The following is a 16,352-nucleotide window of genomic DNA, read 5'->3' as shown; positions in this document are numbered from 1 at the left end:
GGGAGAACCGGTCAACCTGTGGACGACCGGGCGTCAGCGCTTCCGGGCGAGTGTGAGGCCGTCGCCGATGGGCAGCAGGACCTGGCTGACGCGGTCGTCGGCGACGAGGTGGTCGTTGAAGTCGCGGATGCCCTGGACGGAGGCGTCGGTGTTGTCGGGGTCGACGACGCGCCCGTGGGAGAGCGTGTTGTCGGCCAGGAGGAGGCCGCCCGGCCGCATACGGGGGACGAGCTCCTCCCAGTAGCCGACGTAGCCGGGCTTGTCGGCGTCGACGAAGGCGAGGTCGAACCGCGGCTCCCGGGGCAGGGCGCGCAGGGTGTCCAGGGCCGGGCCCAGCTTGAGGGTGATCCGGTCGGCGACCTCGGCGCGCTCCCAGTAGCGCCGGGCGACGGACGTCCACTCCTCGCTGATGTCGCAGGCCAGGAGGGTGCCGTCGGCGGGGATGCCGCGGGCCAGGCAGATGGAGGAGTAGCCGGTGAAGGTGCCGACCTCCACGACGTCGCGCGCGCCGATCGCCTGGGCGAGGAGGGTCATGAACGCGCCCTGCTCGGGGCCGATCTGCATGCCCACGAACTGTGGGAAGAGGCGTTCGGTCTCCGCGACCAGGTCGGTGAGGACGTCGTCGACCGGTTCGCTGTGGGCGACGAGGTAGGAGTGCAGTTCCGGGGTGATGGTCTCCGTGGATCGAGTCACGGGGTCACCCTACCGATCCTGCTTCCGTGTGTCCGTGAGCGCCCCGGGGCGGCACGACGCGGTCGGTGGGTCGGGACCCCTGATGTCGGGACGAGCGCATCGCTGGTGGGGGTGTCCAGCCCCGATCGCGCGCCTGTGGACGAGCGCCGTGGGCAGGCCGGGCGTCAGTAGGCGGGGAGCAGTTCGGGCCAGTCGAAGAGGTAGATCGAGTAGACGATCACGCCGACGGTGAGCAGCGGTGTGACGACCTTCTTCTCCACGGGCCCGTCGGTGACGAACCCCTGGCCCTGGCCGATCTTCTTCTTGACGAACGGCCAGAAGAGCGGCACGCCCATCTTCGTGATCATGTCGCCGACGAAGTGCAGGACGCAGCCGAAGGCGACCGCCAGGCCCAACCAGGTGTAGTTCACGCCCGACGTGAACAGGGCGAGGGTGATCGCCGCCGTGCCCAGGGCGTTGATGATCCCGGACGCGGTCCGGTTCTTGTCCAGGCCGAAACCCAGGCCCTGGAGCGCGATGCCGATGAGCAGGAACACGAACACCTGCACGGCCAGCTCCGACCACAGGGCCAGCAGCTGGACCAGGACACCCATGAGGATCGCGAACAGGAACGAGTGCGTGCCGACCCGGTGCCCGCCGAACGCCCACGCGAGGATCCCGCTCAGGGTCTCGGTGACCTTCCCGTAGGTCTTGGTCACCGTGGCGCTCCTGTGGTCCAGGTCGGGCAGGAGCGCCGCCCCCGCGCACACGAGCGCGCCGGCGATGATCTCACCCGAACCCAGGTCGAAGCTGAGCCCGAGGAATTCCGTCCCCTGCACGAGCGGAACGACCGCCATCCAACCGACCACGCCGCTCATGGCGTGAGAGTGCCCCATCATGGCCGGAACCGTAGCGGAGTACCGCATTCACCGCGAATCGGAGGTCATTCCGGGCCGCCGCATTCGACGCACGGCGCTCCCCGACACCCGCGCACGACATTCTTCCGCGGCGATCGCGTTCCGATATCCACAGCTCGCCTCGGAGGTCATTGACGCTCGTCTCCTCCGGTTGGTAAACAACCAACCAACCCCCCGGTGGCACGCCACCGAGCCCACGATCCCGACAGGGGCCGCCATGCACACCCACCCCCGCACTCCCGGAATCCTCCTCCGGCGCGCGGCCGCCACCGTCGCCGCGCTCCTCCTCGTCGGGGGCACCACGGCGGCGCCCGCCGCGGCCGGGACCGACGACCGTGACACGTTCACGATCGCCGTCTCCCAACAGGTCGACACGTTCAACCCCTTCGTCGCCCAGCTGGCGGTCACCACCAACGTCCTCGGCCACGTCTACGACACCCTGGTCACCGCCGACCCCGAGACCAACGAGCCCGCCCCCGCCCTCGCCCAGGGGTGGGAGGCCAGCGAGGACGGCCTGACCTGGACCTTCCAGCTGCGCGACGACGTCGTCTTCACCGACGGGGAGCCGCTCACCGCCGACGACGTCGTGTGGACGCTCACCACGATCATGGCGGAGAGCGCCGCCGCCGTCGCCTCGGGCAGCTACGTCGCCGGGTTCGAGTCGGTCACCGCCGAGGGCGACCACACCGTCGTCGTCGAACTCGCCGAACCCCAGGCCACCATGGAGTCCCTCGCCGTCCCCATCGTCCCCAGACACGTGTGGGAACCGATCCTGGAAGCGGAGGGCGACGCCTTCTCCGACCACACCAACGAGGAGTTCCCCGTCGTCGGCAGCGGGCCGTTCACCCTGGTCGGGCACGAACCGGGCGAGTCCATCACCCTGGAGGCCAACCCGGACCACTGGCGGGGCGCCCCCGGCTTCGACGAGATCGTCCTGCGGTACTACTCCGAGAAGGACGCCGCGGTCGAGGCGCTGCGCGGCGGCGAGGTCTCGTTCGTCTACGAGCTCACCGAGGCCCAGGCCACCTCCCTGGAGGGCGTCGACGGCATCACGGTCAACCGGGCCGAGGGCAAGCGCTTCCAGGCCTTCACCGTCAACCCCGGCGCCCGCACCCAGGACGGCGAGGAGTTCGGCGACGGCCACCCCGCCCTCGCCGACCGCACCCTGCGCCAGGCCATCGTCATGGCCGTCGACAACGACGAGATCGTCGAGCTCGCGCACGGCGGCCAGGCCGTCGCCGCCGGGGGTTACGTCCCCGCCCGCTACGACGACTTCCACTGGTCACCGGAGGGGGAGGAGGACTTCCTCGCCTTCGACCCCGACGCCGCCAACGCGATGCTCGACGAGGCCGGGTACGAGCGTGGGGAGGACGGCGTGCGGGTCTCGCCCGACGGCGACCGGCTCGAACTGCGCATGCACGTCCACCGCGACCGCCCCGCCAACGTCAACGCCGGACTGATCCTCGTCGAGCGCCTGGCCGACATCGGTGTCGAGGTCGAGAACCTGACCGTGGACCCGGGCGTGCTCAGCGACGCCCTGTACGCGGGCGAGTACGACCTCATCTTCACCGGGTGGACGGTCAACCCCGACCCCGACTACGTGTTCGGCATCCACACCTGCGGCGCCCTGCCCGAGGAACCGGGCACCATGCAGGGCGACGCCTACTTCTGCGACGAGGAGTACGACGAGCTCTACGCCGCCCAGCTCGCCGAGTACGACCGCCCCACGCGCGCCGGAATCATCCACGGACTCCAGGAGGTGCTCTACCGCGAGGCGGTCGTCAACGTCCTCGCCTACCCCGACATCATGGAGGCCTACCGCAGCGACCAGGTCGGCGACATCCAGATCCAGCCGGACCCGGGCGGCAACATCTGGGGCCAGGACGGCTACTGGGCGTTCTGGTCGGCCCAACCCGTCGCGTCGGCCGACTCCGGCCTGCCCGGCGCGGGCCTGTCCTTCCTGGTCGGCGCCGGGGCGGTCGTGGCCGTCGCGGTGGCCGCCGGCGCCTTCGTCCTCATCCGCCGCCGCGCCACCATGGAGGACCGCGAGTGACCTCGAACCCCACCACGACGGGGGCTCCGGCCGCCCAGGGGGCGCCGGACACCCCCGCCCCGCGCGCCCGCGCGGGCCCCGAGCGCGCCTGGCGCGTGCTCGTCTACGTGGCGGGGAAGCTGGCGACCGCCGTGATCTCCCTGCTCGCGGTGGTCGTCGCCGGGTTCTTCCTCTTCCGGATCCTGCCCGGCGACCCGGTCCGGGCCATGACCGAGGGACGTGAGGTCACCGCCGCGCAGCGCGAGGAGCTGCGCCGCCAGTTCGGGCTGGACCAGCCGCTGTGGCAGCAGTTCCTCGACTACGGCGCGGGGCTGGCCCGCCTCGACCTCGGCACGTCCTTCCAGTACCGGGAACCGGTGGCCGACCTCATCCTCGAACGGCTGGGCCCCACGGTCCTGCTCGCCGGGACCGGCACGGTCGTGGCCGCACTCCTCGGCCTGTTCCTCGGCGCCCGCGCCGGGTGGCGGCCGGGTGGGCGCGCCGACCGCGCGCACACCGCCGTGGCCCTGTTCCTGTGGTCGGTGCCCACGTTCTGGCTGGGGCTGCTGCTCATCGTCGTGCTCGCCTCGGGGCGCGGGTTCGTGCCCGGTCTGTTCCCCACCGGCGGCATGGTCGACCCCGGGGCGACCGGAACCCTGGACACCGCGCTGAGCGTCGCGCGGCACATGGTGCTGCCGGTCGCCACCATGGTCGCGGTGATCTACGCCCAGTACCTCATGATCATGCGCTCCTCCCTGATGGACGAGCGGGGCGCCGACTACCTCACCACCGCCCGCGCCAAGGGCCTGCGCGACGGTCTCGTCCGCCGCAGGCACGCCGTGCCCAACGCGCTCCTGCCCACCGTGACGCTCGTCTTCCTCAACCTCGGCCAGGTGGTCTCCGGCGTCATCCTGGTCGAGACCGTGTTCTCCTGGCCCGGGCTCGGCCAGCTCTTCTACTCCGGCCTGCGCGTGCCCGACCTCGGGCTCGTCCAGGGACTGTTCGTCGTCTTCGCGGCCTCGGTGATCCTCATGAACCTCCTCGCCGACCTGGTCTACCCGCTGCTCGACCCCCGGGTACGGCCGTGAGCGCCCCGACCGGGCGGGGCGCCCGGCCCGACTCCGCCACCGCACCCGCGGCGGACACCGGGACGGGCCCCGTCCCGGCTCCGCCCAGGCCCGCCGCCCTGGCCTGGCGCCGTCGCCGGGCGGCCCTCGTCGCGTTCGCCCGGGACTACGCCCGCCACCGCTCGGGCCTGGTCGGACTGGCGATCCTGGTCGCCATCAGCGCGGTGGCCCTGACCGCGCCCCTGTTCGTGGACGAGAGCGGGCTGTCCATCACCCAGGCGCCCGGCGCCCCCTACGAGCCGCCCGGCTGGCGCTACCCGCTGGGCACCGACAACTTCGGCCGGTCGGTCCTCGACCTGGTCGTCTGGGGCGCGCGGGTCTCGCTCTCGGTGGGGTTCCTGGCCACGTTCGTCTCCGTCGCGCTGGGCACCCTCGTCGGGGTGACCGCGGGACACTTCGGCTCCCACGGCGGTCTGGGCGGAAGGGTCGTGTCCACGGTCCTGATGCGCGTCACCGACTGGTTCCTCGTCCTGCCCACCCTCGTGCTGGCCGTGGCCCTCGCCGCCGTCCTGCCGCGCGGCGTCGGCACCATCGTCCTGGCCATCGGACTCACCGTGTGGCCGCCCACCGCCCGACTGGTGCGCGCCCAGACCCTCGCCGTCGAGGCCAGACCCTACGTCGAGCGCGCCCGCGCGCTCGGCGGCGGCCACGCCCACGTCATGCTCTGGCACGTCCTGCCGAACGTGATGCCGGTGGTGCTCGCCCAGACCACCCTGCTGGTGGCCACCTCGATCATCGCCGAGTCCACCCTGTCCTTCCTCGGCATGGGCGACCCCGCGACGGTGTCGTGGGGCGGCGTGCTGGAGGCCGCTCGCAACGCTGGGGCGATCAGCGCCGGGATCTGGTGGTACATGATCCCGCCGGGACTGGCGATCGCCGCCGTCGCCCTGTCGTTCACCCTGTGCGGGCGCGCGGTCGAGTCCGTCCTCAACCCGCGGGAGGTGCGTTGACCACCCTCCTCGACGTCCGCGACCTGCACGTCGCCTACCGTTCCGCGCGCGGTGACGTCCCGGCCGTGCGCGGCGTGGACCTGACCCTCGACGCGGGGGGCACGCTCGGGGTGGCGGGGGAGTCCGGCAGCGGCAAGTCCACCGTCGCCCTGGCGCTGCTGCGGCTGCTTCCGGGAACCGCGCGCACCACCGGGGAGATCCTGCTGGAGGGCGAGGACGTCCTCGGGATGCGGTGGGGCCGGCTGCGCGCGGTGCGGTGGGCGGGCGCCGCCATCGTCTTCCAGGGCGCGTCGCACTCGCTGAACCCGGTGCGCGGGGTCGGCGACCAGATCGCCGAGCCCATGCTGATCCACCGCACGGTTCCCTCGGAGCGGGTGCGGAGCAGGGTGGCCGAACTCCTGGAGCGCGTGGGTCTGCCCGCGTCGCGTGCGGGCGACTACCCGCACCAGCTCTCCGGAGGCCAGCGGCAGCGGGTCATGATCGCCATGGCGCTGGCGTGCGAGCCGCGTCTGATCATCGCCGACGAGGCCACCACCGCCCTGGACGTGATGATCCAGGCCCAGGTGCTGGCCCTGCTCCGGGGGCTCACCGTCGACCAGGGCATCGGCATGATCATGATCAGCCACGACCTGTCCGTGCTCGCGGCGCACTGCGACCGGTTGGCCGTGATGTACGCGGGCAGGATCGTCGAGCAGGGACCCGCGGCCGAGGTCGTGGACAGCCCGGCGCACCCGTACGCGGGCGCGCTCAGCGCCGCGTTCCCCAGGGTCGGGGACCCCGCCTCGCGCCTGGCGCCCCGGGGCCTGCCGGGCGAGCCGCCGGACCCGGCCGACCCGCCCCCGGGGTGCGTGTTCCGACCGCGCTGCGCCTCCGCGGAGACCGTCTGCGCCACGGTCGACCCGCCGCTGTGGCCGGTCGACCCCGACCACGAGGGCCGCTCCGCCCGCCACGCGGCGTGCGTGCACGTCGGCCCGGCCCGATCGGCTCCCCTGCCCACGGAGCTCCCATGACCCGCATCCCCGTCGAGGAGGGCCGCCGCCTGAGCACCATGCGCACCGACGCCCACCCGCCGCCCCCAGCCGAGCACGACCCCGTCGGGGGGCCGGTCACCCGCCCCGTGCTGAGCGCGCGCGGCGTGGAGGTCGCCTTCAGAGCGGGCATCGCCCCCGGTGGCGGCCGGGGGACCGCCCGCGCGGTCGACGGGGTCGACCTCGACGTCGGCGCGGGGGAGATCGTGGCGCTGGTGGGGGAGTCGGGATGCGGCAAGACCACCCTGGGGCGGGTCCTGCTCGGTCTGGAGCGCCCCACCCGGGGCCGCGTGGTCTTCGAGGGCGAGCCGCTGCGCTACGGCAGCCGCCACCTGCGCGCCTACCGGCGCAGGGTGCAGTTGGTGCAGCAGGATCCCACCGGGTCGCTCAACCCGCGCCGCACCGTCTACGAGTCGGTGGTCGAGGGGCTGCGCGTCCACGAGGGGACCACGGCCGACGAGGCGGAGAGGGTGACCCGGGCGCTGGCCCGCGCCGGGCTGCGTCCGCCCGAACGGTTCCTGGCCCGGTACCCGCACGAGCTGTCCGGCGGCCAGCGTCAGCGCGTGGTGATCGCGGGCGCGCTGGTCCTGGAGCCGGAGGTGCTCGTCGCCGACGAACCGGTGGCCTCCCTGGACGCGTCCGTCCGCGGCGAGATCCTGCGCCTGCTGCTGGACCTGCGCGCCGATCTGGGGCTGTCGGCCCTCGTGGCCACGCACGACCTGGGCCTGGCGTGGAACATCGCCGACCGCGTCGCCGTGATGTACCTGGGCCGGGTGGTGGAGGTCGGCCCGGTGGAGGAGGTGCTCGCCGTGCCCGCGCACCCCTACACCCACGCCCTGCTGTCGGTGCTGCCCGAGACCGAGGGGGAGCCGGTGGTCCTGTCGGGGGAGCCGCCGGACCCGCGTCACGTCCCCCCGGGATGCCGCTTCCACCCGCGCTGCCCGGTGCTGGCCTCGGGCGAGGCGGAGCGCGCGGGGGTGGCCGACCGCTGCCGGACGGTCGACCCGGGGGTCCTGGAGGGGGGCGGAGGATACCATGTCGCGTGCCACTGGGCCACTGACGAAGGTGGCCGGATTCGGCCACGGGGGCGCGTGTGAAGCGGTGGAATGACACGCGGAACGGGCTGGTTCCGGGTGGTCATGACATCAGTGCACATCGCCCCGGACAGCACCGACACCAGCGGATCCGCCCCCGCGGCGCCCGCCCCTGGACCGGTCGTCACCGAACGCGACTTCTGGCACGGTCGGGAACTCGACCTCGACGCCTACCTGGAGCGCGTCGGACTGGAGGGCGACCTTCCGCCCACCCTGGACACGCTGCGCGCCCTCCAGCGCGCCCACCTGGCCGCCATCCCCTTCGAGAATCTCCAGCTCGTCCTGGACCGGCCCATCCCGCTCGACATCGCGTCGCTGACGGACAAGATGGTCCGCCAGCGACGCGGCGGCTACTGCTATGAGCAGAACCTGCTGTTCGCCGCCGTGCTGGATCGCTTGGGGTTCACGTTCACCGCGTTGGCGGCCCGGGTCCTGGTGGGTGCCGAGGGGAGCGCCCGGCCCGCCACGCACGCTCTGCTGAAGGTGGACGTGGACGGCTCACCGTGGCTGGCGGACGTGGGTTTCGGCGGGGGCGGGCTGCTGGAGCCCCTCCCCCTCGTCGACGGTCATCTGGAGGTCCAGGGCGGATGGCCGCGGACCCTCGACCGCACGGAGGTGGTCGGCGCCGACGAGTGGCTGCTCCGTTCCCACAACGGGAGGGAGTGGCGCGCCATGTACTCGTTCGCGACGACCGCGCAGCTGCCCCAGGACTACGCGGTCTTCAGCCACTACCTCAGCACCCACCCCCGCTCGCCGTTCGTGGGGCGCCTGATGGCGCAGAGCGTCGCCCCGGGCGTCCAGCACGTGCTCGTGGACACGAAGCTGACCACGACCGCGCCCGACGGTTCCGTCGCCGAGCGTGAGATGCCGGTCGACGAGGTCGTCGACGTCCTAGACGAGGTGTTCGGGATCGGGCTGGACGTCCGGGAGCGCGCCGTCGTCGAGGAGCGCCTCCGGGAGTTCAGCGGGGAGTGACGCACGTCACACCTGGGGGTGTGTGCTTTCCGCATGCGTCGTGGCACCCGGAGTCACCAGGAGTGTCGTCGGCGGTCGATCGGAGGTGGCCCGGCGTATGCGGATTGTTCATCTGATTTCTGATCATTTCCTATGTTCAACCTCACGAACTCATGGGCAGGACCCTTGAGGTGTCACCGAGGCTCGGTGCACCGAGAGGGGCGTCCCATGGCACGCATCACCACGGACGACGTACACGACTACATCAACGGGGTCTGCTTCAAGACCGGCCCTCCCGGCAAGGTCGGGGTCGAGACCGAATGGCTCGTCACGGACCCGGCCCAGCCGACCGCGGGCGTCAGCCTCGACCGCCTCTCGGGTGCGCTGGACACCACCACGGCCCTGCCCGGGGGAAGCAGGGTCACCTTCGAACCCGGCGGACAGCTCGAACTCAGCTCTCCCGCCCTACCCGGCCCCGCCCGGGCCCACGAGGCCCTGGCCGCGGACCTCGACCACGCCGCCAAGAACCTCGCCGAGGCCGGACTCCGGCTCTCCGGCGCCGCGCTCGACCCGGTCCGTCCGCCGCGCCGCCAGCTCCGTTCGCCCCGCTACGCGGCGATGGAGCGCTTCTTCACCAACCACCGCCAGCCCAGCGGCCGCACCATGATGTGCAGCACCGCCTCCGTCCAGGTGTGCCTGGACACCGGAGCCGACACCGCCGACCTGCGCGCTCGTTGGGAACTCGCGCACCGCCTCGGTCCGCCGCTGGTCGCCGCGTTCGCCAACTCCGCCCACTGGCGCGGCCGTCCGACCGGATGGAAGTCCACCCGGTGGGTGATCTGGGCCGCCACCGACGCCTCCCGCACCCGACCGGTCCTGGACGGCGTCCACCGGCCCGACCCCGCGACCGCCTGGGCCGAGTACGCGCTGGCCGCCCGTGTGATGGCGATCCCGCAGACCCCCGACGGGGACGGCCGCTGGACCGCCGACCCCGGCTTCACCTTCGCCGAGTGGGTCGACGGCCGGGGACCCCGTGCGGCCACCCTGGACGACCTGGAGTTCCACCTCAGCACGCTCTTCCCGCCCGTCCGCCCGCGCGGCTGGTGGGAGCTGCGCATGATCGACGCGCTGCCCCACCGCTGGTGGCCCGTCCCCATGGCCCTGGCCGCCGCCCTGCTCGACGACCCGGTGGCCCGCTCCACCGCCGAGGAGGCCACGGAACGGCTGTGCGGACCGGGCGTTCCCGACCCCCGTCTGTGGCTGCGCTCCGCGCAGAGGGGCATGGCCGACCCCGCCGTCGCCGAGTGCGCCATCGCCTGCTTCGACGCGGCCGTACGCGCCCTGCCCCGGATGGGCGCCGCGCACCTGGCCTCCCTCCTCGACGACTACGCGGACCGGTACACGCGGCGGGGGCTGTCCCCGGCCGACGACGGTCCGCGGATCCCCGGTCCCCGTGACGCGGGCACCGGGGCGTCCAGGACGGGTCCGGACCCGACACACCACTCCGAGCCCAGTGGAGGAGCGCGGTGAACCACGAACAGGAGCTCGCCAAGGAGCGCATCGCCGTCGAACTCGAACGCAGCCGTCGGCGCAGCAACGGCCTGACACTCGACGCCCTGAACGACGACGGGCTGCTCGCCCAACACTCCAAGCTCATGTCGCCGCTGGTCTGGGACCTGGCGCACATCGGCAACTACGAGGAGCAGTGGCTGCTGCGGGCCGCCGGGGGCCGGGAGTCCCTGCGCCCCGACATCGACCACCTCTACGACGCCTTCGAGAACCCGCGCGCCGACCGGGTCACCCTGCCGCTGCTCACCCCGGAGGAGGCCGCCGACTACAACGACCGGGTCCGCCGCCAGGTGCTGGACGTCCTCGACGCGGTCGACCTCTCCCCGGCCGTGCCCCGCCAGCGCGACGGCTCCGACGCCCACCGGGCCCTGCTCGACTCCGGGTTCGTCTTCCACATGGTCATCCAGCACGAGCACCAGCACGACGAGACCATGCTCGCCACCCACCAGCTCCGCAAGGGCGAACCGGTGCTCCTGGACGCGTCCGGTGACGTCGCCCCGCTGAGCCCGCCCGACGCGCCCGAGGTGCTCGTGCCCGCGGGGCCGTTCACCATGGGCGCCGTCGACGACCCCTGGGCCTACGACAACGAGCGCCCCGCGCACACCGTCGACCTCCCCGCGTTCTGGATCGACACCCGACTCGTCACCAACGCCGAGTACCTGCGGTTCATGGACGACGGCGGCTACCAGACCCGGCACTGGTGGAGCCGTGAGGGCTGGGAGTGGCGGCAGCGGCGCAACGCGGTCTCCCCGGCCTTCTGGACCCGTGAGGGGCAGGAGTGGTCCCGCCGCCGGTTCGGCCGCCACGAGATGGTGCCGTCGGAGGAGCCCGTCCAGCACGTCAGCTTCCACGAGGCGCGGGCCTACGCGCGCTGGGCGGGCAAGCGCCTGCCCACCGAGGCCGAGTGGGAGAAGGCCGCCCGCTTCGACCCCGGCGCCGGGCGGTCGACGCGCTACCCGTGGGGCGACGAGGAGCCCGAACCCCGCCACGCCAACCTGGGCCAGCGCCGTCTGGGCCCCTCCCCGGCCGGACGCCACCCCGACGGGGCCTCCCCGCTGGGCGTGCAGCAGCTGATCGGCGACGTGTGGGAGTGGACGTCCACGACCTTCGACGGCTACCCGGGGTTCCGGGCCTTCCCGTACCGGGAGTACTCCGAGGCGTTCTTCGACGAGGGGTACAAGGTGCTGCGCGGCGGTTCGTGGGCGACCCACCCCACGGCGGTCCGCTCGACGTTCCGCAACTGGGACCACCCGATCCGCCGGCAGATCTTCAGCGGATTCCGCTGCGCGCGCGACGCGGAGACCGTCTGATGTGCCGCCACCTCGCCTACCTGGGGCCGCCGCGTACGCTGCACGAGCTGCTGTACGCGGCGCCCCACGCGCTCCACACGCAGTCCTGGGCGCCGCGCCACCAGCGGCACGGCACCGTCAACGCCGACGGGTTCGGGGTCGGCTGGTACCCCCGGCGGGATCCGGCCGGGGATCCCCCGCCGGAGCCCCTCCGTTACCGGCGCGCCATGCCGATCTGGGGCGACGCCTCGTTCGCCGACGCCGCCCGGGCCATCACCTCCGCGTGCGTGGTGGCGGCCGTCCGGGACGCCACCGCCGGGTTCGGCTCGGAGGAGTCGGGGGCCCAGCCGTTCCGCGCGGACCGGCTGCTGTTCAGCCACAACGGCGCGGTCAAGGACGACGAGGCGCTCACCGCCGCCCTCGCCGCGCCCCCTCCCGCCGGAGCCCTGGACGCGCGCTCGCCGGTCGACTCCGCACCGCTGTTCGCGCACACCGTACGGCTGTGGCGCTCCTCGGGGGACCTGCCGGGCACGCTCGCGGCCGTGGTCGGCCACGCCCGTGAGCACTCCGAGGGCCGGTACAACCTGTTGGCCAGCGACGGGGAGTCGATCGTCGGCACCGCCGCGGGCGACACCCTGTTCACCCTGCGCGAACCCGGTGGAGGGGTCTTCCTGGCCTCCGAGCCCTTCGACGACCAGCCGGGATGGCGGCCGGTCCCGGACGACGCACTGGTCGTGGCCACCGCCGAGGGCACCGAGATCACACCGCTCCGCTGAGCAGACACCTACTGCACTCCACTCCCACCGTCACCTCGCGCCCTGGGTACACCACTTAGGGATACAGGAGGCAGCATGTTCCGGATTGACCGAAACTTGACCGCTGACGATCTTGACAAGGCACTCCGCAGGGACGTCGCCGAGGGCCTCACCGCGCGGCCCAAACAGCTCCCGCCCAAGTGGTTCTACGACGAACGCGGCAGCGCCCTCTTCGAGGAGATCACCGGGCTGCCCGAGTACTACCCCACGCGCACCGAACGGTCGATCCTCCAGGAACGCGCCGACGACATCGCCGAGGCCGCCGACGCCGAGGCGCTCATCGAACTCGGCTCCGGCTCCGGGGTCAAGACCAGGCTCCTGCTCGACGCCATGCGGCGCCACGGCCGCCTCACCCGGTTCGTGCCGGTGGACGTCAGCGGCGACTTCCTCGCCGCCTCCGCCTCCGGGCTGGCCAAGGACTACCCGGGCCTGGACGTCCACGCCGTGGTCGGCGACTTCGAGGAACACCTCGGTCTGCTGCCCGTCAGCGAGGACCGCGGCCGCCAGATCCTCGCCGTCCTCGGCTCCACCATCGGCAACCAGGACCCCCTCGCCCGAGCCGCCTTCCTCCGCGACGTCCGGGGCGTCCTGCACCCCGGCGACTCCCTCCTCCTGGGAGCCGACCTCGTCAAGGACCCCGGACGCCTCGTCACCGCCTACGACGACGCCCAGGGCGTCACCGCCGCCTTCAACCGCAACGTCCTCTCCGTGATCAACCACCAGCTGGGCGCGGACTTCGCCGTCGGGGCCTTCGGCCACGTCGCCCTGTGGAACGCCGAACAGGAGTGGATCGAGATGCGCCTGCGCTCCCTCGTCGACCAGCGGGTCCACGTCGCCGACCTCGACCTGACCGTCGACTTCTCCGCCGGTGAGGAGATGCGCACCGAGATCTCCGCCAAGTTCCGCCGCGAGCGGCTGGGAGGGGAGCTCGTCGCCGCCGGGTTCACCCCCACGCACTGGTGGACCGACCCGGCCGACGACTTCGCCCTCGCCCTGGCCACCGCCCACTGACCGCTCACGGCGGGCGGCGACTCCGGTACGGTGGTGCCGTGTTCAAGGTAGGAGTTTTCGGCGCCGACGGGCGCATGGGGTCAGAGGTCGTCAAGGCGGTTCAGGGCGCCGACGACATGGAACTCGTCGCGGGGATCGACCGCGCCGCCGACCGCGACGCGGTCCTGGGGGCGGACTACGTCGTCGACTTCACCCACCCCGACGCGGTGATGGACAACCTGGAGTGGCTGATCGGCCACGGCATCCACGCCGTCGTCGGCACCAGCGGGTTCGACGAGGCGAAGCTGGCGCGGGTGCGGGCCGCGCTGGAGGCCAAGCCCGGCGCGAAGGTCCTGATCGCGCCGAACTTCGGTGTGGCCGCCGTGCTGATGATGCACTTCGCGCGCAAGGCCGCCCCGTACTTCGACTCGACCGAGATCATCGAGCTGCACCACCCCAACAAGGCCGACGCTCCCAGCGGCACCGCCTACCGGACCGCCGAACTGGTCGCCGAGGCCCGGCGCGAGGCCGGCGCCGCCCCGATGCCCGACGCCACCACCTCCGAGATCGCGGGCGCCCGGGGCGCCGACGTCGACGGCGTCCGCGTGCACGCGCTGCGCATCTCCGGGCTCATCGCCCACCAGGAGGTCGTGTTCGGCACCGACGGGGAGACCCTCAAGATCCGACACGACTCGATGAACCGCACGTCCTTCATGCCGGGCGTCCTCCTGGGCGTCCGGAGGGTCGCCGACCTGCCCGAGCCGCTCACCCTGGGCCTGGAGCCCCTGCTCGGCCTGGAGTAGCACACGGTCCGCCGGGCCGCGCCGGGCCAGGCGCGGCCCGGACCGCGCCTCACCCGGCCGGCGGCAGGACCGGCCCGCCGTCCTCCAGGTAGAGCGGCCCCCCGCCGTCCGCCACGGCGAGCGCCGCGAGCATCCTGCGGGCCACGTGCGGGGACAGGACCCGGAACAGGTCGTCCGGCTCGTGCCACGCCCACCCCGACAGTTCGTCCTCGGGAAGCCGCAGCTCGGCGCGCTCGGGTAGGTCGGCGGTGAACAGCCAGTGCAGCGCCGCCGTGCGCGGCGGACGCGCCGGGACCCAGTCCACCACGGCCAGGCGAAGGACGCGGGCCTCGACGCCCAACTCCTCGCGCAGCTCGCGTCGGCACGCGGCCAGCGGTGACTCGCCCGCCTCGATGATCCCGCCGGGGATCCCCCAGGGGCGCTCGGGAACGTAGGTGCGCTCGACCAGGAGCACCCCGCCGCCCGCGGAGCGGATCACGGCCCCCGCGGAGCCCCGGGTCGCGGGCAGGCTCGCGTAGAACTCCTCCTCGGTCACGCCCCCGACCCTAGCGCCCGGGGACCCCGGCTCCTCAGCCCAGGGCCAGCCCGACCGAGAACAGCACGCCGAAGGCCAGCTGGAGTTTGCCGGTCTCGCCCAGCCCCAACACCAGGTCGCGGCCGACCTGGCCGCCCAGGACACGGCGGATCGGCGGCACGGCCAGCGGCGCCGACAGCACCACCAGCGGCACCCACCAGAACACCGGGGTCAGCACCAGCGCCACGACGTACACCGCCGCGATCGCCGCCGCGAACAGGCGGCGCGTGCCCGCCTCGCCCAGCCGCACGGCGAGCGTGATCTTGCCCGTCTCCCGGTCGGTCGGGATGTCCCGCAGGTTGTTGATCACCAGCACCGAGCACGACAGCAGGCCCACGGGCACCGCCGCCACCCACGCCTGCCACGGCGCGGAGCCCACCTGGACGAACACGGTCCCCACGACGGCCACGAGCCCGAAGAACACGAACACCGACACCTCGCCCAGGCCCCGGTACCCGTACGGCGAGCGCCCGCCCGTGTAGTACCACGCCGCGGCGATCGCGGCGGCGCCCACCAGCAGCAGCCACCAGGACGACGCCGCGACCAGCACCAGGCCCACCGCGGCCGCGAGACCGAAGCTCGCCAGCGCCGCCGTCAGCACCTGCCGGGCGGGGGCCAGCCCGCTCGCCGTCAGCCGCACCGGGCCCGTCCGTTCGGCGGTGTCGGTCCCCTTGACGCCGTCGCTGTAGTCGTTGGCGAAGTTCACGCCCACCTGCAGCGCCACCGACACCACCACCGCCAGCAGTGCCTTCCACCACACGAACCCGCCCAGGGCGAACGCCAGGGCGGTGCCGACCGCCACCGGCACGATCGAGTTCGGCAGCGTACGGGGGCGCGTCCCCGAGACCCATTCACTGACCGTGGCCACGCGCGGTCCCTCCACACTCGACGGCGCCCGCCAGCCGGGCGCACCGCCTCCCCACGGTAGTCCCCGACCGGGGCGGGTCGCGCCGCCCCGCCCTCTGTCGGAGATCCCCTACTCCGAGATCGCGGCGTGCAGGCGCACCATCGTCAGCGGCCGTCCCAGGTCGATCTCCCGGCGGGCCCCGTCCGGGCGCCATCCGGAGGACTCGAAGAAGGCGCGCAGCGCGTTGTCGGACTCGGGCACCCACACGTACACGGTCCCGAAACCCGACTCGACCAGCTGCTCCACGCACGCGTTCAGCAACCGGCTCCCGTGCCCCTGCCGGGTACGCTCCGGGGCCACGTGCAGCGCGAACACCTCCGCGTCCTTGCCGGGCCACAGGTCCGGGTCGCCCGCGGGCCCGAACGCCGCGAAGCCCACCACCCTCCGAACCCCGGCCTCCTCGTCCGTGGCCACGACCAACCGGTGCCGTGAGGTCGGCGGCGACGCCAGCGCCGCGGTCCACTGCTCCCGGAACCGGTCGCGCGCCTCCTCGCCCGCCATCTCCGCGAGCACGTCATCGGGCAGCAGCGTCCCGTACACCGCCCGCCACGAGTCCACCTGGACGGCCACCACGGCGTCCACATCGGCGGCGCGGGCGGGGCGGACGAACTGGGCACGGGACACGGTGGGG

Annotated in this window: 16 protein-coding genes; 11 read left to right on the top strand and 5 right to left on the bottom strand. The window is 73.1% G+C overall.

Going from position 1 to position 16,352, the window contains the following annotated elements; all coding sequences use genetic code 11:
• Window positions 1-33 precede the first annotated feature (33 nt).
• Complete coding sequence (locus AB0I72_RS06415) at window positions 34-693, bottom strand: O-methyltransferase (RefSeq protein ID WP_358563629.1); 660 nt, start codon at window positions 691-693, stop codon at window positions 34-36.
• 164 nt (window positions 694-857) lie between these two features.
• The gene (locus AB0I72_RS06410) at window positions 858-1,571 is read right to left on the bottom strand and encodes a metal-dependent hydrolase (protein ID WP_358563627.1); all 714 of its coding nucleotides are present in this window, start codon (window positions 1,569-1,571) and stop codon (window positions 858-860) included.
• 235 nt (window positions 1,572-1,806) lie between these two features.
• On the opposite strand from AB0I72_RS06410, the gene AB0I72_RS06405 reads away from it, so the two are divergent.
• The 11 genes from AB0I72_RS06405 (at window position 1,807) to dapB (ending at window position 14,240) form a co-directional block, all read left to right on the top strand.
• Window positions 1,807-3,642: an ABC transporter substrate-binding protein gene (locus AB0I72_RS06405; protein WP_358563625.1), complete on the top strand. Its 1,836-nt coding sequence runs from the start codon at window positions 1,807-1,809 to the stop codon at window positions 3,640-3,642.
• Window positions 3,639-4,709 (top strand): ABC transporter permease, encoded by a 1,071-nt coding sequence (locus tag AB0I72_RS06400; RefSeq protein ID WP_358563623.1) that lies wholly within the window; start codon window positions 3,639-3,641, stop codon window positions 4,707-4,709. The genes AB0I72_RS06405 and AB0I72_RS06400 overlap by 4 nt, the downstream gene beginning before the upstream one ends.
• Before the next feature lie 98 nt (window positions 4,710-4,807).
• A complete protein-coding gene (locus AB0I72_RS06395; RefSeq protein ID WP_358563776.1) occupies window positions 4,808-5,698 on the top strand; it encodes an ABC transporter permease in 891 nt (296 codons plus the stop codon).
• Window positions 5,695-6,708 (top strand): ABC transporter ATP-binding protein, encoded by a 1,014-nt coding sequence (locus AB0I72_RS06390; protein ID WP_358563621.1) that lies wholly within the window; start codon window positions 5,695-5,697, stop codon window positions 6,706-6,708. The genes AB0I72_RS06395 and AB0I72_RS06390 overlap by 4 nt, the downstream gene beginning before the upstream one ends.
• A 38-nt stretch (window positions 6,709-6,746) precedes the next feature.
• Window positions 6,747-7,823, top strand: coding sequence for an ABC transporter ATP-binding protein (locus AB0I72_RS06385; protein WP_358563774.1), 1,077 nt, complete (start codon window positions 6,747-6,749; stop codon window positions 7,821-7,823).
• 42 nt (window positions 7,824-7,865) lie between these two features.
• Window positions 7,866-8,795: an arylamine N-acetyltransferase gene (locus tag AB0I72_RS06380; protein WP_358563619.1), complete on the top strand. Its 930-nt coding sequence runs from the start codon at window positions 7,866-7,868 to the stop codon at window positions 8,793-8,795.
• 207 nt (window positions 8,796-9,002) lie between these two features.
• Entirely contained in the window at window positions 9,003-10,304 is a 1,302-nt protein-coding gene (gene egtA, locus AB0I72_RS06375; protein WP_358563617.1) for an ergothioneine biosynthesis glutamate--cysteine ligase EgtA, read from the top strand.
• Window positions 10,301-11,653, top strand: coding sequence for an ergothioneine biosynthesis protein EgtB (gene egtB / locus AB0I72_RS06370; protein WP_358563615.1), 1,353 nt, complete (start codon window positions 10,301-10,303; stop codon window positions 11,651-11,653). Before egtA ends, egtB begins: the two co-directional genes overlap by 4 nt.
• Entirely contained in the window at window positions 11,653-12,408 is a 756-nt protein-coding gene (gene egtC / locus AB0I72_RS06365; protein ID WP_358563613.1) for an ergothioneine biosynthesis protein EgtC, read from the top strand. Before egtB ends, egtC begins: the two co-directional genes overlap by 1 nt.
• A gap of 75 nt (window positions 12,409-12,483) precedes the next feature.
• Window positions 12,484-13,458 (top strand): L-histidine N(alpha)-methyltransferase, encoded by a 975-nt coding sequence (egtD, locus tag AB0I72_RS06360; RefSeq protein WP_358563611.1) that lies wholly within the window; start codon window positions 12,484-12,486, stop codon window positions 13,456-13,458.
• Between the two features lie 38 nt (window positions 13,459-13,496).
• Entirely contained in the window at window positions 13,497-14,240 is a 744-nt protein-coding gene (gene dapB, locus AB0I72_RS06355; protein WP_358563609.1) for a 4-hydroxy-tetrahydrodipicolinate reductase, read from the top strand.
• 49 nt (window positions 14,241-14,289) lie between these two features.
• Here the strand turns inward: dapB and AB0I72_RS06350 are convergent, their stop codons facing one another.
• The 3 genes from AB0I72_RS06350 to AB0I72_RS06340 all read right to left on the bottom strand — a co-directional run bounded on the left by AB0I72_RS06350 (window position 14,290) and on the right by AB0I72_RS06340 (window position 16,345).
• Entirely contained in the window at window positions 14,290-14,775 is a 486-nt protein-coding gene (locus AB0I72_RS06350) for an NUDIX hydrolase (RefSeq protein WP_358563607.1), read from the bottom strand.
• Window positions 14,776-14,809: 34 nt separating this feature from the next.
• Complete coding sequence (locus AB0I72_RS06345) at window positions 14,810-15,682, bottom strand: 1,4-dihydroxy-2-naphthoate polyprenyltransferase (protein WP_358563605.1); 873 nt, start codon at window positions 15,680-15,682, stop codon at window positions 14,810-14,812.
• A 108-nt stretch (window positions 15,683-15,790) separates the two neighbouring features.
• Window positions 15,791-16,345 carry a GNAT family N-acetyltransferase gene (locus AB0I72_RS06340; protein ID WP_358563603.1) on the bottom strand — a complete coding sequence of 185 codons (555 nt, stop codon included), beginning with the start codon at window positions 16,343-16,345 and terminating at the stop codon, window positions 15,791-15,793.
• Window positions 16,346-16,352 lie beyond the last annotated feature (7 nt).

Origin of the sequence: Nocardiopsis sp. NPDC049922 (genome assembly GCF_040660275.1) — a bacterium.
GTDB lineage: Bacteria > Actinomycetota > Actinomycetes > Streptosporangiales > Streptosporangiaceae > Nocardiopsis.
Note: the sequence above shows the minus strand (reverse complement) of the source record. Positions and strands in the feature narration are given on the sequence as shown.